Below are 18,343 nucleotides of genomic sequence, written 5' to 3' on the forward strand. Positions count from 1 at the left end.
GTTCCAATTTTAAATGGTGTTTTATTTCACATACTGGTATCTGCAAAAATTATATTTAAAGTTCTCCAGAACTAAGACGCATTGCTCTGGGTACGGATTGTAAACGCCTTTTTTAAGCTTTCTTCCGGGATGTCAGTTTTAATTAGCCGTGATCCCCGAATCTCTCAATCGCTTCTTCAATAATGGTTTTGGTTGCTGTAGCACCGCAGCGGGTGCATCCTGCCTTTTTAACAGCCAGCAGACCATCTAGCGTACGAACTCCTCCAGCAGCTTTCACTTTTACGTGGGGACCTACGTTCTTTTTCATTAGTTCAAGATTTGGAATGGTCGCTCCTTCATAGGAATATTTCCCATCATCGCCTTTAGCAAAGCCAAACCCTGTTGAAGTCTTCACATAGTCAGCACCAACTTTTGTACAGATCTCGCATAATTTAATGAGATCAGCCTCTTTGGCTACGTAGTCTGTTTCAAAAATTACTTTTACAATAGCGCCGTTTTTATGACAGGCCTTTGTAACAGCACCAACTTCTTCTTCGATGTATTCCCAGTCGCCCTGCAATGCTTTTCCAATATTGATTACCATATCAATTTCTACTGCTCCGTCGTGGCAAGCTGTTTCTGCTTCAAAAACTTTCACCGCTATTTTTGAGTTTCCTGCGGGAAAGCCAATAACGCAGCCCACCAACACGTTTGTATCTTTCAGCAGTGCTACCGCCGATGAAACCATATACGGCTTTACGCATACCGAAGCAACATCATACTTTTTGGCTACTTCACATTCTCTTTTCAAATCTTCATCAGTCAGTGTGGGATGAAGAATGGAATGGTCGATCATTTTTGCTAATTCGTGTACTTTGCTCATTTTTATTGCTTTTATGTTTTTAATTATTTCCTAAAGTCTCATTAATCCGGTTAACCAGCCGGCACTGTGTGGAATCCAGTCCTCATCGGTGAGGGAGAAAGGACCGTCATTTGCTCTTTTAGGTTCGGTATCGTAAATAAATTGTTTCCCGGTTGAGAACCCATTGCAAATTATTCCTCTGGTTTGAAACCACGTGCCTGCCCACCTGCTTCCAACTCCACACATCATACTTGCAGGCAACGCAATATTTTCAGGCACATCAGTGCTAAAGATTACACACCCCTCGCGGAGGTTTTCCCGTGTTATTCCTCCATTCAGCCCGACGAGCCATTGCAGGTTTCCATAGGCAATATTTTTAAGTTTGGGCTCATTAAACAGCCGCGATAATTCAAGAGCCAAAGCTGCCGTGTAGCCATAAATAGCGTTGGTGCCATGAAAAGTCCCGCAAAACCAAACCGGGCCTTCCTTTCCGAAAATTCCCTGGGGCACAAGTAAAAAAGGATTGTTTTCACATGATGGTATCAGGTATCCATAGCTAAATTGCTGCAGACAATTTTTCCATTTCGGCGCGTCAGCTTCATCCGGCCATAGTTTGAGCATTTCGATTATCGGCATCAGATAGTTCGGGTAAAATCCACCGATATCAGCACCAAACTGCCCGAGAACAATACCCTGGATAAACGACTTTTCGCTATATGAGACACTATTAAACTCTTTAAAGTGCCCAAAATATCCATCTTCACTTTGTTCTTTTGGAATTTGCCGGGCCATAATTTTATTTGCCAAATCGATGGCCATTTCTTTCGCTTTCTCATTTGAGTTCTTCCAATGCTCAATACTCGCCCAGCACAACATCACTAAATCGCGGGTTTGCCACTCATCGTTTGGTACCGGATCTGTTTCAGACAATCCTCTGAGAAATCGGCTAAATCCATAATCACCCATTGGTTTCGCTTTTGTGTTCAGCCACTTAAATGTTTTTTGTGATGTTATCTTATAGGTTGTCCTTTTTCCCTGATACTCATCCGGTAGAAGTCGTATTGCCTTTTCAAGGGCCACTACTGCTTTTGTTGCGTCATTGGGCAAAACATCCTTTTCGTGTCCCAGCAGGTCGTGTGACATCGCTCCTTCAGGAAAGCCGAGTTCGTATGCCTTTTCCTGTGTCATCACCAAATAGTCGCATCCCACCATAATTTGCTTATGTATCCTTTGCAAAAAGGCTTTATCAAACCGTCCGGAGGTATGTTCCAGCAATTCAGCAAGAGCTATGATCATTGCACTTTGAGCAGGACTTTCAACCCATAACGTACCAGCATCCTGCCAACCGGCGCCCACTTTTGTGAAATGAGTCCGTCGCTCAAGCATATCTACCGACGACAACTCGATGGTGCTGTCCCAAAATATATCTTTGCCAACCCGTAACCCCTTGTCCCTAAAAATCCGTTCATTATCTGCTGAAACCTCAATATCCCACTCACCTGTTTCCTCAATTGCCTGGAAATCCGCGATCCACCAATGACTTCCCCATTTTTCGCCCCAATAGTTGAATCCCATTTGATACTTTTTTTCATCAGATACCGGATTCAGCTTACAAATTGCTTTTTCGTGAAACAGATCTTTTTTAGGAAGTCGGGCAATAATCCGGACAGGATATCCGATTTCGTATCCGATTTGAGAAAAGAGTATACCGGCAACACCTGCCTGGTGAAATTCCGGGTCCGCAAATCCCAAAGCCCGATCATCTGAGTCTCTCTGGGCATCTGGCTCAGAACATGCTGTAACTAGAGGCGCTCCCAATACAGCTCCTGATGCAAGTGTTGCTGTTTTGAAGAAAGTTCTGCGTGAAAGAGAAGCATTTTTTTTCATAGTCTGGTTGGTTTTTATGTCGAAAAAGACCGGTTACAGGTAATAACTATTTCCAACAGGGTAGTTATTCGTGTTACAATACAATTCACTGTATATATTAAAGTTACTGTTACTGGTGTGAAATTTTACCGATATGTGTAGAATGGGCGAACCGAGTGGTACTTTTAATAAATCGGCCGAATCTTTATGGGCATTCTCCGCTCGAAGTTCTTGCTCTGAACCCACAATCTCGATATGGTAATGTTGGCTAAGCGTTTTAAAAAACGAACCGTTGACAAAATCGATATCTGAGAACTCTTTAAGACATGTGCCGTTCATCCAGTTGTGTTCGATCATTACCGGAACTTCGCCTACACATCTTAAACGGGAAAAATGAATACACGGCTGACTGAGTTCTTTTTCACTGATTTTAAAATGTATTTCAGGACTCCAAAAATCAGAGTGGGGACCCTGTAAAAAAATCGTGCTGACATCTTCACCTACAGCTTCCGAGAAACCTTTCACATTTAATAATCCAAGCGATTTCCTCCTTTCACGAACGATACTCCCCTTTCCATGATGACGCTCAATAAATCCTTCCCTGGTAAGCTCATCCAAAGCCTTTCTGACAGTTGTTCGGGTAATACTGAAGGTAGAGCAAAGCTCATTTTCCGATGGTAAATAATCGCCAACATCATAATATCCTTTCTGAATCTGAAGCTTGAGGAAATCCTGAACTTGCTTGTATCTCTTTTCTTTCATTGAAATGAAATTTTTATAAAACTAAGGCTTTTGACTTGTACGTACAAGTCAAAAAGGAACAATCTTTTCACATAGCTTTGTAACTATTCGGTTCATTGGGGGCAATCCGATGGCTCATTATCCAATATCACGGTAGTTAATAGTGTATCACCCACTCTTAATGAAAAGGTTGTCTATGCATTAAAATCTATTAAATACATATGATAACCAGGAAGTAACAACGAAACAATCGTCCAGTGGGAAAATAATTTAGTATGGTTTCCAAAAGAAGCTGCATGGAAGGACTGAACCTAAGTTTAAAAGGCAAGAGGAAATAAAGCTAATGGCTGGCTTGACAACTACTGTGAAATGAAAGGCTACGCAGAAATGATGGAGATAATAAAAAACAAAATATTTGCAGCATGTGCAATTTGTACAGGAAATGCATGCAAAGACGAGTCGTCAGTTTTATCGATTCCTCCTTTTTACCTAATCCGCCCCTAATCTATCAATGTTCCAAAAGTTCTACCCGTAACCTTTCACAAACCGGATGAGTTAGGGTCTCTGACGAATGATTTGAATAACTGACCACCATACTCCCGTCAAATGGCTCAACTGAAATAACTTTCATCTCAACGCCGAGTTGGAGATCCCGGTTATTTAGATACTTTAAAAAATCGGCCGCTGAATGAGCCAGCGCTATTAACCGGACTTTGTCACCGACCTTACAACTACTCAACTGCTCATAAACTTCTTCAGCAATCCGGCCGTCTTTATCAGGAATAGGTGAACCATGCGGATCAATCGTTGGATGTCCCATCAATTCATCCATCCGCTCAAAAAATATTGACGAGTCGATATGCTCTATTTGTTCGGCAATCTCGTGAACGACTTCCCAACCAAATCCCATTTGGGTAACCAAAAACATTTCGGTAAGACGATGTTTGCGCAAAACCAATGCAGCTTCTCTCTTTCCCTTTTCGGTTAATGAAAGTGGCTTGTATTTCTCGTAATTGACCAAATCCTGCTTTTTCAGGTTTTTGATCATACTGTTCGCGGTGGGAAGGCTTACTTTTAGTAAACTACTCAGGTCAGAGATCGTTGCCATTCCTCGTTCCGAAACGAGTATGAATAGTGCTTTCAGATAATTTTCTTCAGTTACTGAGGCCATAGTTCTTCAGTGATTGACAACAAAAGTAAGAAAAAGATCAAAATAATTTTGTTAGAATACTCTAACTCCATACTTTTGTCTCTCGAATTATTGAGAATATAACGACATAATATATGAAGACAGAATCGTTAAGTGAAGTACATTCAACTGTCAAAACCGACAAGAAAGGTTGGAGAAAAATATTAGCGTTTATCGGGCCTGCTTACCTGGTTAGCGTGGGATATATGGACCCGGGAAACTGGGCTACCGATATTGCCGGAGGTTCGGAATTTGGCTACAAACTGATTTGGGTGCTGCTGATGTCGAACTTAATAGCCCTCCTTTTGCAATCGCTTAGCGCCCGGCTGGGAATTGTCAGGGGAATGGATTTGGCACAGGCTTCGAAAAATGCGTACCCAAAATGGGCCAACATTCCGCTGTATATATTGGCCGAAATTGCCATTGCAGCCTGCGACCTGGCTGAGATTATCGGGATGGCCATTGGTCTTAATCTGCTCTTTGGACTGCCACTTATCTGGGGCGTCAGTCTGACAGCCCTGGATACCGTGCTATTGCTCTTTCTGATGAATAAGGGTATGCGAACCATGGAAGCTTTCATTGTATCGCTCGTTTTCATTATCGGGCTTTCATTTTTCGCTGAAATGGTTATCGTCTCGCCCGTGTACGGTGATGTGATAAAAGGTTTTGTTCCTTCCAATCTGAGTGGCAACGCTCTATACATCGCTATTGGTATTATCGGAGCAACCGTGATGCCGCACAATCTGTATTTGCACTCATCATTGGTACAAACCCGAAAAATCGACCGTTCCTCCAAAGGGCTGAAAGCGGCGATTAGGTTCAATTTCTTCGATTCAACCATCGCCTTGAACCTAGCCTTTCTGGTAAATGCCACTATTCTGATTTTGGCAGCTGCTGCCTTTTATGTCAACGGTTATTTCCATGTGGCTGAAATACAAGACGCCTCCAAACTCCTTGAAAAATTGTTCGGAAAAGCGGCTCCAACATTTTTTGCTATCGCATTAATCGCTGCCGGACAGAGTTCTACGATTACCGGTACTTTGGCTGGTCAGATCGTAATGGAAGGACACCTCAATCTTCGAATTCAGCCCTGGTTGAGAAGGTTAATCACCCGGTTGCTCGCCATTATTCCGGCACTTTTCACTATCATATATTTTGGCGACGGTGCTTTGGGAAGCCTTTTGGTATTGAGTCAGGTGGTGTTGAGTCTTCAATTGGGATTTGCCGTCATTCCGCTCATTCATTTCAATTCCGACAGGAAAGTGATGAAAGAATTCACGATTAAGTTGTGGGTGAAAATTCTGGCCTGGCTAAGTGCAGCTGTGATTGTTTACCTGAACATTAAGTTGGTTGTCGATGAAATCACGTCCTGGGTTAAATCAGCCGGCGACAACCGGATTTACATTTATACCCTGGTTGTGCCGATAGCCATAGCAGCTCTTGTGTTGTTGGCATTCATTTTTGTGTATCCGTTCTTCACTTCTTCCAAGAAAAAGAAAAAACAATGGCCACACGGTAAAGCCGAAGCCTTCCAATTGAATGAACCTGTAAAATACAAACACATCGGCATTGCCATCGATTTCTCCGGCAACGAGCAGAAAATTATTCAAAATGCATTGTCGCAGGGAGGCAAATCAGCTTCGTACACGCTCATTCACGTAGTAGAAAGTGCTGCGGCCCGTTACCATGGCGATAAGTCGATGGATTATGAAACGCAGCTGGATGCCGCCAACCTGGAAGCCTACCAGAAGAGCCTGGAAGAACTTGGTTACAGCGCCGATTCACAAATCGGGTTTGGTGACCCGGCGTCGGAAATCAGTAAATTAATAGCCAAAAATGACATCGATTTTCTGGTGGTAGGTTCACATGGCCACAAGAGAGTCAAAGACATGGTGTATGGTACCACCGTTGATTCTCTACGACATAGTATTCAGATTCCGTTACTAATCGTTACCTAAGCCGACTTTAAAATATATTTGCCAAACTTCCCATCGCCCCTGACTGACAAACGATTTGGTCGCAGTGTATATGGTTGGTTAGCATACGTATTAACGTTGGGCTTCTTTACGCCATGGCATTCTCTTTCGACAGAACTGTCGTTTGTTGTACTATTTCGGCTATAGCTTCATTCTGCCTCTTTCCGGCACTCCCCTGCTTCATTGTTCGGCTCGACATGGGATAACTGGCCACCACGATTTTACTCTGCTCCTTATCGTAATGAAGATAAGTACAGGCTCCCCACGAAGAAAGGGTAAAGCGATCGCGAAGTTTAATAATCTGCTGCTCTTCATTCATATAGATTACTTCATATCGCCGGGCCAGTTCGTCATGAAGTTTTTGAAAAGAGAGAGCTTGATAAGGAACCTCCAGCTCTTTAGTAACCGTTACTTTAAAGCCCGGTGGTTCCGAACCGGGCTTCTGAATGTAATCCAACCGCGGCTTAAATTCCCGGATAAGGACTCCCCAGTAAATCAAACTGAACAGGATAATCCAAACAATCCCGGTGACCAGCACAGGTGCGTCCATTGGCCGGTTGAGCAGCCAGATGGCCAGCAGGCGCAGCAGGAGAAACATCCCCAGCAGCAGGAAGAAATAGATAACAATCAGTTTTACGTACGGTTTCATTTGGTTCGTTAGCTCTGCTTAGTTATTGGTCATCCCCTACGGGGAATATTTCATTTCCTTGAACATTTCCTTCTACAATACGGCAACCACTACGCGGTATTTTCCACCAGAGGCATTACACATCTTCGCCCAGGGCATGAATCAATTGTGCCACGGCCTCGTTTTGCTCCTTCGCTTTCCGCGTGGCAGTCTTTGTGTATACCGACAAAGGAAAACTCGACAACATAACCGTTCCACTCTCCTGCTGCCAGGCTATATGGGTCAGGATTCCCCAGGCCTTACGGTTATAAGGTGTCCGGAACTTCATTACTCCCGCTTCTTCGTCCATATACGTCACATGCACGTGTGGCGGTAAAATTTCGCGCAAACGCGTTACACTGAACTCAACATCCGGCACCGAAACCTCCTGTGTTTGGGTATCCCGAAACTCCGGTTCTGCATCGGACTCCGCCTCAATGTACCTGATTTTAGGCTTGAAGGTGTACCAAAGCAAGCCCCAGTAAATCACCTCGAAAAAAACAGCCGATATAAACCCAACCCAGACCGTTGATTCATTGAATGTTTTATGTCCAAACAGGCTGAAAAGATACATTACACCGATGTACCCGCCCCAGTATATAAAAAAGGTAATGATGATGATTTTGCGGAAAGATTTCATCGTGCTAATCAATTTACTATATCATACTATATTCTCGGACAACCGACCTTAAATACTAAAATCTATCGGTTACTCCTGTTTTTATCAATGCGTTCCATAATATCGTTCATCATCTCAATCTGAACTTTTTGAATTTCCAGCAACTCCTGTTGCTGATGAATCATTAAGTGGTCCATTTTTTCATGCAGCGTTCTGATTTCCAATTCCGATTTCAGATTAATCATATAATCCTTCCTGGCCCTGTCACGGTCTTTTTCCTCCTGCCGGTTCTGACTCATCATGATAACCGGAGCCTGCAGAGCAGCCAAACAGGATAAGATTAAATTCAATAAGATAAAGGGATACGGATCAAAGCCCTTATTTCCGAGCCAATAAACGTTTAGGAGAATCCAAAAAAACAAAATAACACCAAACGTGATGATAAAGGTCCAACTGCCGCCAAAGGTGGCTACCTTGTCGGCAATTCGTTGTCCAAACGTATAAACTTGCTCCTCATCATCATCAATTTTATCCGACAGCGTTGTCCTGTCTGTCAGCGAAGTCATGACCGTTTTCTCCAGTTCGGTCAGTTCGCCAACCTGCTTTACCAAATATTCCGAAATGTATTTTTCACGGTAGGTGTTCAGTTCGCTAACGGATAAACTTTTATCCGGTGTAAATTCCGGATGATCCATTTGTATGAGGTTCATCAACGATAGCCTGATTGAATTACCTGTAATCCTTTCGGCAACCGGAAATTCTTTTCCTGATATATCACTATGAAATGTCTTCATCAAATTGAATGTATTAAGTTAATCATAATCGTTCCAGCCCCCCCGGGTGCAGATTAATTGAAGGAGAAGATAATGATACTATACTTTGACCGAATAGTTTCATCATACCACTTTGTTATTCGATTTTAATCGCATCGATGGCTTTCATTAAGCGATCCGTTTCCATCAGCGCCACAATGATTTTCTGGTAATGGTGGATATCTTCCAAACTCAACATCCGGCCGTTGCGGTCTTTCAGCCATTTTTGCGCCGGCTGATAACCGCCAATGTAAAACTCCCAGGCAACTAACGGCACACTGTCGAAATATTGCCGGTCGTTGATCCAAACCCTGCCCAATTGGTTTTCTTCGTCAGTTAACTCGAAGCCCGGACTGGTTTTGGTAATTTTCCGTGTAACGACATTATCGCCGGCTTCCGGGTAGCTGGTGATGTATTCGTTCACCCGTGGCGATTCCATTAAATGAATCTGCCGTAACTCGCCGCCCAGTTCCACCAATTGCCAAAAGGTTTCGGCATCTTTGGGATACGGCACCCGCGGAAAATCAATCTTCAAAAATTCCTTGTACTTTGCTCGGTAGGTAGGTGAATGCAATACGGCGTAGATGTAATCGAGCAAATCGATGGGTGCAAACGTGGTTCTGTAATCATTCCGTACCTCCGGGCTGTTCGCCATGCAAACATTGCCTTCCGGTTCTTTTTCGAAAGTAAAATCTAAATCAATTTTTTTACAGATAGAATTGATAATATTGATATCAAAGTTTGGTTTTCGCTGCTCCTTATCAATTGTTTTTTGTGATATATTATTATAAATATATAGAGGGAAAGTACTACCAGAACCAAAACGACCAGCAGTTCCGGTTAGATTAAAGTCGTTTATATATTTTGTACAATAAATATACTTCCATTCATCAGTGCATTGTCGTGATGCAACCAGTGCTACATTTTCCTTATTTAAAAGATGTTGCATAATATCAAATCTACTCCTTTCAATAAACACAGGGTCGTAATATATGTATCTATTATCAAAAGGTTTATAGGTAATTCTTGATATTAAATTTTGATTTAATCGAGATATCTTTCTCTTAACTTCATTAATTTTCCAATTGCTATTCTCTTTCAATCCATATTTACTCTTAATCTCCTCTTTTGACAGCACCAAAAATTCATTAATTCTGTTTGATAAAGTCATCGTATCAGCATCTATTATAAATGAGTCTCTGGATGTTACAATACCAACATTATTTGTAATAAAAAGCTCGTTAATTTTGAAACCTTTCTGGTAAAGACCTTCTATATCAAAGTCTTTTTGCACCATGTAAAACATCTTTTCTCTAATTGGTAGTTCTTCGAAAGCAACAGTCTTTATGCTATTGGTCTGAAGAAAATTATACTTTAATTCTCTACTTCCAAAGACATCGCGATGAAAGACCCGACCGAGTTCATTTAATTTTTTATTGCCTGTCTTAACAAATAAATTGACAGAAACACCTTGCTTAATATCAAATACATTGACATCTGGAGAACCGTCGGGACAAGTCTCTTTTTTGTTACTATTGCCATGCAAATCGATGGTATAAATCTTATCGAAAGTCTTTAACAGGTTCCATCGCATTCCCCTAAAGGTGGGATTATCCAAAAAACCGTGCGGATTGATGTAAGCTAATACTCCTTCCCCATTTTTCTCAATGAAATGCTGCCCGTACCGAATAAACTTCACATAATCGTCGTTCAACCATTTGGGGTTGCGCTCCTGCAGCTTTTGCTTACCCCCCGGCTCCTTCTTGTAATCCTCCATGAGCCTCATGATCCATTTCCCTTTGTTGGCACTTTCGCCACTATAGGGAGGATTCCCCATGACCACCATCACCGGGGTATCGCGTTTGATGTGGTTGGCTTCGTTGGCCTCCGAACTGAGCCAGCTGGCAAACAGGGTGCCGGTATCGGGATGGTGTTCTTCCAGCGAGTTGGTGAGGTACACGTTAAAGCGCTGCTCTTTTTGCGGTTCGTAACCGGTTTCACGTAACAGCATATCCAGTTTCAGGTGGGCCATGGAATACGATGCCATCAGCAATTCGAACCCATTGAGGCGCGGCACCAAATCATTTTCCACGTACTGGCTCCAGGCTCCCTGCACATGCTCAAAATATTGGCTATGGATGTGTTTCACCACTTCAGCCAAAAAGGTTCCGGTTCCCGTAGCCGGGTCGAGTATCTGTACTTTGTGTACTTCCACTTCCCGCTCAATTTGTTTCACCTTGGAACGCCGGTCGGCGGTTGCCTTGGCCACATCCTTTATCTTAATCCTGGTTTTCGAGGTGTCAGCCAGCCCTTCGGGTAAACCAAATTCCGTTTTTAAAATATCGTCGACCGCCCGCACGATGAAGTTGACCACCGGCTGCGGGGTATACCAAACGCCCCGCGATTTGCGCAACTTCGGGTCGTATTCAGCCAGAAAGGTTTCGTAAAAATGGATAATGGGATCGTGCGTTTGGGTGGCTTTCCCAAAGTTTGCCTTTAACCGTTCCACTTTGGTGGCCCGGAATACCTCGGCGAGGTTGTCCACCGTGCGACGAATGCGCTCATCGATATCGGGGCCTGCCACGTGGTTGAACAATTTCCGCAGGAACGGATTGGTTTTGGGAATTAGTTCCGCTGCCTCCTGCCGGCTGAAATTTTCCTCTGTGGGGTCGTGTAAGCGGGCGGCAAACATCCCGTAAGCCAGCGTTTGCGAATAGATATCGGCAAAGGCTTTGGGCGTGAGGTCGTGAATCAGAATTTGTTTGAATGCCTCGTATTGCTCTTTTAAAGCGGTATTTTCATGCGTCTCTTCATCCGAAGTGAGCGCCCGTTCCAAAATATTTTCCAGCAGCCGGGCCTTGGCGGCCATCAATCCGGCCAGCTTCTTGGGTGACCAGATGGATTGCCCAATGTACGTGCAAAAATCAGCTACGAGCGATTCAAATTCACGAAAATTACCGGACAATGGCTGTACAACACCATCGCTTATCTCTCCTATCCTGATTTCATGCACCAATTCACCGTGCCGGAAAAACCGGAACCACAAATAGTCGGTAATAATCAGGTTATCGAGTGCCTTTCTATATCGGGTAAACTGCTCTTTATACGATTTACTGTTCAGGTCCTTTCCCAGGTCCTTCGCTTCGATGTAACCTACTGGTATCTTGCCCCGGGTAATCACATAATCGGGGTTACCACAATCGGTCACCCGCGATGGTTCGTTGGTAATCTCCACTTCGGAGGTTAAACTGCGAATCAGATTTTCGAGGTCGCCCCGATAGCTATGTTCACTGGATATACCCGACTGGTATCGTTTACTAACGGTATCAATATATTGCTCGATGGTCATTTAATGAATCTTTTTGGCTTTCGTTGGATCATCATAATTCAGTTCAATCAATAGTTCAGTGTAGCTGTTTGCCTCTGTTTTTTAACCATCACCGAAAATAGCTAATTCATTTTACAATATATTCCACTCCCCTACACTTTTTATCCATCATCGGTGGGAATAACCTATCCGGTTGGCCTGTTTTCCTCTTTTCGATGGTAGCCCTGGCAGTAAATATCGTCCATCCCCTACGAGGAAGATTCATCCATTTCCGGGCTGTTTTCTACCATACTGGAACCGCTACGCGGTATTCGGGTGCTAAAAAACCGTGTGCGTTTTCACGTGCCCTTACACGTGGGCAGCAAAAACCGTGTGCGTTCTCTCATGTCCTGGCTCCAGGGGACGAAAAACAGCGGGCGTTTTCTCATGCCCTGACTCCGGGGGACCAAAAACCGTACGCGTTCTCCCATGCCATGGCTCCGGGGCACTAAAATACGTAGGCTTTTTTTCATGCCTCCCATGCGTGAAGCCGGATTGCTCACGGACGTCCTTATTCGAGGATGATAGCTCCGCTTAATCTGATATTATTTAGATTATGTATAAATTAACACCATGAAATTGCTATTCGGTTTCTGTTTGCTCTTTTATTACTGATTTTATGATCATAAACATGTTTTTTCCTGTTGCCTTATAAAACGGATAGCCGTAACTTCTATCTTATTTTATCACCAAGACCAAAAATTATGGAACAAATTATTGATTTTACGTTGCGCCCCCTGCGTAACAACGAACACTACCAGTTCATGTCTGACTTTAGCAAGATGATTACGGCGACCACTCCCGAAACCTTAGGCGTGGTTAACCAGTTTCCCGCTTTTACTGTAGTGCTAAGTAACGAGGCTATAGCCATCGGGGTTGAAGATGGCAGCAGCCTATCGAAAAAAATGAGTCTGCTGGATATTCGCCGCGATAATACCTGGAGCGCCATTAACTTCCGCATCAAATCGACCTTGACAAGCCCAATCGATGAGGAAGCGGAAAGTGCTGCCTTACTGGAACGGCTGATGAACCAGCACGGAAACGTGCGCGAACTTCCCTACAACGAGGAAACCGCCGCCGTGAAAAGTCTGGTGAAGGATTTGCAGGGTGAAACGTACGCGCCCCATGTAGCCCAAACCGGGCTGACAAGTTGGGTGGAGGCATTGAAGACTCAAAATGATGAATTTGCCACGACTTTCGATCTGCGTAATAGTGAAATGGCCGGCCGGCCCAACGGTAATGTCAAATCAGTACGTCAACAACTGGACCCGCTGTACGACAAAATCGTCGACCGCATTAACGCAGCTATCACGCTGGAAATAGCTGCCGATGGCGTGGAAACGTTTGTAAACGAGTTGAACGAGAAAATCAAATACTATCAGAATACCCTGGCCATTCGCAGCGGTCGCAGTCAAAAAGACGAAACCGTAGTAGAATAGGTTCATTCAGTTGAATTGTTTTGTCCATCATTAGCCATAAGTTTGATTTTAGGGTAGACAAAAGCCGCAGCGAGGATTTCGCTGCGGCTTTCTTCCTATTATGAGGTTATACGTTACTTCGACGCCTGATCGGCCATCTTTTTGCTGTACCGCTCGCCAATATCGGGATATTGTTTCAGCAGGACTTCGATGGCTTTCAAATCGGCAGCAGAGAGTTCTACGTCGGCAGCGCCAACATTCTCTTCGAGGTATTTCATGCGTTTCGTTCCCGGAATAGGAATCACATCGTCGCCCTGAGCCAATACCCATGCGAGCGCCAGTTGAGCGGGTGTGCAACCTTTCTCACCGGCAAATTCAGCGAAAGCTGACGCCAATTTCAGGTTGTTGTCCCAGTGCTTTCCGCTATAGCGCGGTAACGATTTCCGGAAATCGGTATCGGTCAGGCCGGAAACATCCAGCTTGTTGGTCATCAATCCACGTGCCAGCGGCGAGAACGGAATCAGCGAGATGCCCAATTCCCGGATAACGGGTAATATTTCCTTTTCCACATCGCGGGTGAGCAGCGAATACTCGCTTTGCAACGCCTGGATAGGATGCACTGCATTGGCCCGACGAATGGACTCGGCCGAGGCCTCACTGAGTCCGAGGTAACGTACTTTCCCTTCTTTCACCAAATCGGCCATAGCCCCTACTGTGTCTTCAACAGGAATACTCGGATCGATCCGATGGGCATAATACAAATCGATGGCGTCGATACCCAGTCGCTTCAGGCTTTTCTCTACTGCCTGTTTGATCCATTTCGGCGAGCAATCGATGTACGCTCCGTTGGCATTCGGCACGTGCCCGGTTCCTTCCGGGAAACGGAAACCAAATTTGGTCGCCAGAAAGATTTTGTCCCGATTCTGTTTTAAGATTTTGGATAGAAGTTCCTCGTTGGCTCCATTTCCGTATACATCGGCTGTATCGAGGAAATTGACGCCCAGTTCCAGGGCTTTCTCCAATGTAGCCATACTCTCTTGTTCGTTAGCAGGCCCGTAAGCAAAGCTCATGCCCATACAGCCCAATCCGACGGCTGAGAGTTCCTCTTCTGTTTTTCCTAATTTCCGGTATTTCATGTATATATATTTTTGTGGACAATCATTTGGTCGATAGCTGCCTTTTAGCAAGCATTCATCATTAAAACAGCCCGTGAGACTTTTTGGTTTTGCTCAGGAGATGAAGTCCGGAAGAGAGTCAGCTTCGCTTGAAAACCAGATAGAACAGGTTGGCCAGCACAGACAAGCTAAACATGACTACTCCTATCGGGACAAGCGTACCCGTTTGAAACAGGGCTGGAATGGTACCTGCGATAAAGCTGAGAATAAACCGCGAAACACCGATGGTAGCATTGGCCGAACCGCTGATTTCCGGCATCAGATTGAGGATAACAGCCGTCCCGTTGCCAAATATCAATCCCAGACTCCCCACAAACAACACGATGGCGCCAAATATGATGGCAAAGGGTGGCGTAGGAAGTAATACACCAACGAACATAAAAATACCGCCAATCAGCTGAAGGAGCAGCCCAAGCTTCATCATTTGCTCGGGCTCCTTATTTTTTAGCAGCCAGTTATTCAGTAACGAAAGTGCAATGTAAAGAATCACATTGGCGCCAAAAAGCAAAGGGAAAACACGATGGGTAAAACCAAAGTATTCGATGTAAATAAATGACGAACTGGTGATGAAGGTAAACATGCCGGCTGTGGCAAAACTGATGGTCAGCAACATCATCACCGCCTTGCGATGTTGAAAAAATATCCGGTACTTCCCAATCAACTGCTCCTTTGTTACCCTGTGTGTGAGATGCGCATGATGACGAGATTCGGGCATCAACGCAAGAAAGATGAAAAACAACACTACGGCGTAGGTGGCCAGGAAGAAAAATATGGCATGCCAACCGCCCCAGTCAAGTAAGAAAGCTCCAATAACCGGGGCAAACAAAGGGGCCAGCATCATTATCATCCCGATAAGGGTTGCCAGTTTTGCCACTTGCTTTCCCTCAAACCAATCGCGGACAAATACCATAGCCGTTACCGAAGCAAATCCGCCGCCAAAAGCCTGTGTAACCCTCAGTGCCCAGACCATCTCTACATTGGGTGAAAAAGGAATACCAGCAGAAGATAATCCGTAAAGCAAAACGCCGGTTAAGGCTACTTTTTTGCGACCGAAAGAATCAGAAAGCGGTCCGCCAAATACATTCCCCATGGCAAAACCCAGGAAATATAATGTCAGGGTAATTTCAATCAGATGGATATTAACACCGAATGACTTAGCCATAACCGGCATGGCCGACAAATAGGTATCAATGCCAAATGGCGACAAAGCTGTCAGGAAAGCCAACAGCACTGAAGTAACGACGATAAAGTATTTGCTCGTTTTTTGAATGGTCATATATCTGCCTGGGGTGTTAAAATGCAAATAGAAAAGATTAACTAAACCACGATTTCACTTCCGGTTGACCGTCGTGAAAACGGAACTCCACTACATGGTATTCCTGCACACCGGATTTTTTCAGCGGATCATCTGCCAGAAATTGTTCCACTTCTTCCATCGAACCAGCCTTCATCAGGATAATTCCGCCACCAGTTTGTGCCTTTGGCCCTGAAAAAAGCATCCAACCTTCATTGAAACCTCGTTGCAGGTAAGCAATGTGTTCCTTAATAACATTCTCCAATTCTTCCGGACTAACCGGAACCGGGCCGTAAAACGTCCCTTCAATCATGAAATAATGCATATTATTCGTTTTTTATTTCTGAAATGAGTTCAGCTAATCCAATTTTCAGTCTTTTACATTGGCCATCATCCGTCCCATGTAATCAAACAGCGTTTCTTTCTCTTTATCAGAAAATCCAGCCAATAGCTGACACGTCCATTCTTTAAAAACTTTATTGATGGCAGGAAGTTGCTTTCGCGCTTTCGCTGTCAAGTAAATCTTTACAGCACGTTTATCCAGCTCGTCCGACTTCCGCACGATGAATCCATTTTTTTCCAATCCTTTCACCAGGCTGGAAACACTTCCCTTGTCGAGTTCAAAGTGGGTCTGAATTTGACTTTGTGGCAAGCCTTCATTTTCAGCTATAAAATGAAGTGCCTGAAACTGGCCATGTGGCAATCCCAAGGGCAGTGACTCTCGCTGAAAATACATTTGCGATGCGCGGTGAAGAATACTGATAAGTCGCCCAACTGAACGGTGCTTTCCCATTACAAACGATTTAGTTCGAAAACAAAATTAATGATTATAGTTGGAACTCCAACTTTAATAAAAATTGAACCGTTTCGGAGTGGTTGGTGAGCTTACTTACTTTTTACAATGAATTTTAAATACGAAAAAGAGCGATAACAGAACGATCCCCATAAACAAACCAAAAAAAGCATGAAATCCGAACGAATGGATGATCCAGCCACCCGCAATGGGAAACAACGCAGGAATGATGTTGCCAGCTCCGGCAAAGCCTGCATACAATGCCCGGTTATCATTACCCGAAACTTCCAGCAACACGCCGTTCATGGCTATGGAATACATGGCATACACTACCCCACCGACAATAAATACCGGAAAGAATGATGGTCTTCCGCCAGGTAGCATAATGAGCAAGGGCATGACCAGGGCCAAAACAACGTTGGAATAGAGCAGATACCGGTAACGAACGCGTTTCCGAAAGCCGAAAACCAGCATAGAAACAGCTACACTGCCCAGTACTTTGCTAATAAGGAAAAAGCCAGTATCGCTGCTTTCTGTACCGTAGAACTCCTTGGCATAGAGAATTACAAATGGCAAAAAACTGATGGCAATTCCCTGTGTATTAATAAAGCCCAGAAAGTATTTTAACCGTGGATTGGCCTTCAACTCCTGTTTCATCACCTCCATAAAGTGACGTATACCGGCAATTCGCGTGCGCGACGGAACAGTCTCCTTTATCGACCAAAATCCTAATGAGGCGATAAACAGGGCCGCAAATCCAATAAAAAACATAAAAGCATAGTTTACCGGGTATGGTCTGGAAACCAGCACCTGACGAGCCGCTAAAACCGACAACAACACAATGGTGCCATTGATAATTTGTTTGGCAGAGAAGAATGACTTTCTGGCCTCTGTTCGAATCGATTTTCCGATAATATCGGTGTAGCTGATATTGGCAAAAGCTCCTCCCAGCGCAAATAAAGTAATGAAAAGAAAAATCATCCAAAGGATGGGAAAACTACCGTTCGATTTCCAGAAATAAAGGATTAGTCCAAGTCCTAACAGTGACAATATCCGGGAATTGATTCCCAGTAACAGGAATTTCTTTTTATGTGACTGGTTACTCAGGTAAGGCGCGAAAATGATTTGCGTAAAACTGGAACCTCCCAGCAAGATGGCAGACATGATACCGACATGCACCGAATTTCCGCCGGCCTCAATCAACATCGCTGGAATGACCGTATCGATATCCATAAAGTTTTGGGCAAATGCCAGGAAGCCGGCATGCCAGAGAAAAGCAATAAAATTATGCTGAGAAATGCCTGGCTCTAGTGTATTGAAATTCTTTTTCATCGATGTTCACTAAAAGGTTAGATTAGGCTTTAGTGTATTTATGAATATACCAACGGCAAAAATAGCAGAATGTTGGCTTCGAATAGACATATTTAGATTTTTCAATACTGTCCCTCCCAAATATTTAAAGACATGGATTTAGTCAGAACAAAAAGAAAGCCTTGCGTCATCTGCAAGGCTTTAAATATAAATTGATTTTAAATTTATGCTAGTCTTTGTGTTTGTCACCGTCTCATTCGTTTTTACGGGAATT

15 protein-coding genes are annotated in these 18,343 nt (G+C 43.9%); 2 read left to right on the forward strand and 13 right to left on the reverse strand.

The window, feature by feature from the left end; genetic code table 11:
- Nucleotides 1–142 precede the first annotated feature (142 nt).
- From deoC to T426_RS0109380, 4 genes are all read right to left on the reverse strand, one after another.
- Nucleotides 143–862: a deoxyribose-phosphate aldolase gene (deoC, locus tag T426_RS0109365; RefSeq protein WP_025866033.1), complete on the reverse strand. Its 720-nt coding sequence runs from the start codon at nt 860–862 to the stop codon at nt 143–145.
- Nucleotides 863–892: 30 nt separating this feature from the next.
- Nucleotides 893–2,728 (reverse strand): hypothetical protein, encoded by a 1,836-nt coding sequence (locus T426_RS0109370; RefSeq protein ID WP_027585582.1) that lies wholly within the window; start codon nt 2,726–2,728, stop codon nt 893–895.
- Between the two features lie 33 nt (nt 2,729–2,761).
- Nucleotides 2,762–3,469 carry a GntR family transcriptional regulator gene (locus T426_RS0109375; RefSeq protein ID WP_025866035.1) on the reverse strand — a complete coding sequence of 236 codons (708 nt, stop codon included), beginning with the start codon at nt 3,467–3,469 and terminating at the stop codon, nt 2,762–2,764.
- A 487-nt stretch (nt 3,470–3,956) separates the two neighbouring features.
- Nucleotides 3,957–4,619: a metal-dependent transcriptional regulator gene (locus T426_RS0109380; RefSeq protein WP_025866036.1), complete on the reverse strand. Its 663-nt coding sequence runs from the start codon at nt 4,617–4,619 to the stop codon at nt 3,957–3,959.
- A 113-nt stretch (nt 4,620–4,732) separates the two neighbouring features.
- Between T426_RS0109380 and T426_RS0109385 the strand changes: the two genes are divergently transcribed.
- The gene (locus T426_RS0109385) at nt 4,733–6,595 is read left to right on the forward strand and encodes an Nramp family divalent metal transporter (RefSeq protein ID WP_025866037.1); all 1,863 of its coding nucleotides are present in this window, start codon (nt 4,733–4,735) and stop codon (nt 6,593–6,595) included.
- A gap of 106 nt (nt 6,596–6,701) precedes the next feature.
- Here T426_RS0109385 and T426_RS0109390 read toward each other — a convergent pair whose 3' ends face one another.
- The 4 genes from T426_RS0109390 to T426_RS0109405 form a co-directional block, all read right to left on the reverse strand.
- Nucleotides 6,702–7,262: a hypothetical protein gene (locus tag T426_RS0109390; RefSeq protein WP_025866038.1), complete on the reverse strand. Its 561-nt coding sequence runs from the start codon at nt 7,260–7,262 to the stop codon at nt 6,702–6,704.
- Between the two features lie 115 nt (nt 7,263–7,377).
- Nucleotides 7,378–7,920 carry a hypothetical protein gene (locus T426_RS0109395; RefSeq protein WP_025866039.1) on the reverse strand — a complete coding sequence of 181 codons (543 nt, stop codon included), beginning with the start codon at nt 7,918–7,920 and terminating at the stop codon, nt 7,378–7,380.
- A gap of 62 nt (nt 7,921–7,982) precedes the next feature.
- Nucleotides 7,983–8,693, reverse strand: a complete 711-nt coding sequence (locus T426_RS0109400) for a DUF1003 domain-containing protein (RefSeq protein WP_025866040.1) — start codon at nt 8,691–8,693, stop codon at nt 7,983–7,985.
- 115 nt (nt 8,694–8,808) lie between these two features.
- Entirely contained in the window at nt 8,809–12,060 is a 3,252-nt protein-coding gene (locus T426_RS0109405; RefSeq protein ID WP_027585583.1) for a type ISP restriction/modification enzyme, read from the reverse strand.
- Between the two features lie 722 nt (nt 12,061–12,782).
- On the opposite strand from T426_RS0109405, the gene T426_RS0109415 reads away from it, so the two are divergent.
- Nucleotides 12,783–13,517, forward strand: a complete 735-nt coding sequence (locus T426_RS0109415; RefSeq protein ID WP_027585584.1) for a DUF6261 family protein — start codon at nt 12,783–12,785, stop codon at nt 13,515–13,517.
- Nucleotides 13,518–13,630: 113 nt separating this feature from the next.
- Here T426_RS0109415 and T426_RS0109420 read toward each other — a convergent pair whose 3' ends face one another.
- The 5 genes from T426_RS0109420 to T426_RS0109440 all read right to left on the reverse strand — a co-directional run bounded on the left by T426_RS0109420 (nt 13,631) and on the right by T426_RS0109440 (nt 18,090).
- Nucleotides 13,631–14,632 (reverse strand): aldo/keto reductase, encoded by a 1,002-nt coding sequence (locus T426_RS0109420; protein WP_027585585.1) that lies wholly within the window; start codon nt 14,630–14,632, stop codon nt 13,631–13,633.
- 118 nt (nt 14,633–14,750) lie between these two features.
- Entirely contained in the window at nt 14,751–15,947 is a 1,197-nt protein-coding gene (locus T426_RS0109425) for a multidrug effflux MFS transporter (RefSeq protein ID WP_027585586.1), read from the reverse strand.
- Nucleotides 15,948–15,984: 37 nt separating this feature from the next.
- A complete protein-coding gene (locus tag T426_RS0109430; RefSeq protein WP_025866047.1) occupies nt 15,985–16,290 on the reverse strand; it encodes a YciI family protein in 306 nt (101 codons plus the stop codon).
- 45 nt (nt 16,291–16,335) lie between these two features.
- On the reverse strand, nt 16,336–16,758 hold the full coding sequence (locus T426_RS0109435) for a MarR family winged helix-turn-helix transcriptional regulator (protein ID WP_025866048.1): 423 nt from the start codon (nt 16,756–16,758) through the stop codon (nt 16,336–16,338).
- Between the two features lie 96 nt (nt 16,759–16,854).
- On the reverse strand, nt 16,855–18,090 hold the full coding sequence (locus T426_RS0109440) for an MFS transporter (RefSeq protein WP_027585587.1): 1,236 nt from the start codon (nt 18,088–18,090) through the stop codon (nt 16,855–16,857).
- Nucleotides 18,091–18,343 lie beyond the last annotated feature (253 nt).

The sequence above is a fragment of the Prolixibacter bellariivorans ATCC BAA-1284 genome, from assembly GCF_000621705.1.
Lineage (GTDB): Bacteria > Bacteroidota > Bacteroidia > Bacteroidales > Prolixibacteraceae > Prolixibacter > Prolixibacter bellariivorans.

Excerpts from the sequence above, each read along its gene's own strand:
- deoC (WP_025866033.1), bottom strand. The coding sequence starts at position 862 with ATGAGCAAAGTACACGAATTAGCAAAAATGATCGACCATTCCATTCTT.
- T426_RS0109370 (WP_027585582.1), bottom strand. The coding sequence starts at position 2,728 with ATGAAAAAAAATGCTTCTCTTTCACGCAGAACTTTCTTCAAAACAGCA.
- T426_RS0109375 (WP_025866035.1), bottom strand. The coding sequence starts at position 3,469 with ATGAAAGAAAAGAGATACAAGCAAGTTCAGGATTTCCTCAAGCTTCAG.
- T426_RS0109380 (WP_025866036.1), bottom strand. The coding sequence starts at position 4,619 with ATGGCCTCAGTAACTGAAGAAAATTATCTGAAAGCACTATTCATACTC.
- T426_RS0109385 (WP_025866037.1), top strand. The coding sequence starts at position 4,733 with ATGAAGACAGAATCGTTAAGTGAAGTACATTCAACTGTCAAAACCGAC.
- T426_RS0109390 (WP_025866038.1), bottom strand. The coding sequence starts at position 7,262 with ATGAAACCGTACGTAAAACTGATTGTTATCTATTTCTTCCTGCTGCTG.
- T426_RS0109395 (WP_025866039.1), bottom strand. The coding sequence starts at position 7,920 with ATGAAATCTTTCCGCAAAATCATCATCATTACCTTTTTTATATACTGG.
- T426_RS0109400 (WP_025866040.1), bottom strand. The coding sequence starts at position 8,693 with ATGAAGACATTTCATAGTGATATATCAGGAAAAGAATTTCCGGTTGCC.
- T426_RS0109405 (WP_027585583.1), bottom strand. The coding sequence starts at position 12,060 with ATGACCATCGAGCAATATATTGATACCGTTAGTAAACGATACCAGTCG.
- T426_RS0109415 (WP_027585584.1), top strand. The coding sequence starts at position 12,783 with ATGGAACAAATTATTGATTTTACGTTGCGCCCCCTGCGTAACAACGAA.
- T426_RS0109420 (WP_027585585.1), bottom strand. The coding sequence starts at position 14,632 with ATGAAATACCGGAAATTAGGAAAAACAGAAGAGGAACTCTCAGCCGTC.
- T426_RS0109425 (WP_027585586.1), bottom strand. The coding sequence starts at position 15,947 with ATGACCATTCAAAAAACGAGCAAATACTTTATCGTCGTTACTTCAGTG.
- T426_RS0109430 (WP_025866047.1), bottom strand. The coding sequence starts at position 16,290 with ATGCATTATTTCATGATTGAAGGGACGTTTTACGGCCCGGTTCCGGTT.
- T426_RS0109435 (WP_025866048.1), bottom strand. The coding sequence starts at position 16,758 with ATGGGAAAGCACCGTTCAGTTGGGCGACTTATCAGTATTCTTCACCGC.
- T426_RS0109440 (WP_027585587.1), bottom strand. The coding sequence starts at position 18,090 with ATGAAAAAGAATTTCAATACACTAGAGCCAGGCATTTCTCAGCATAAT.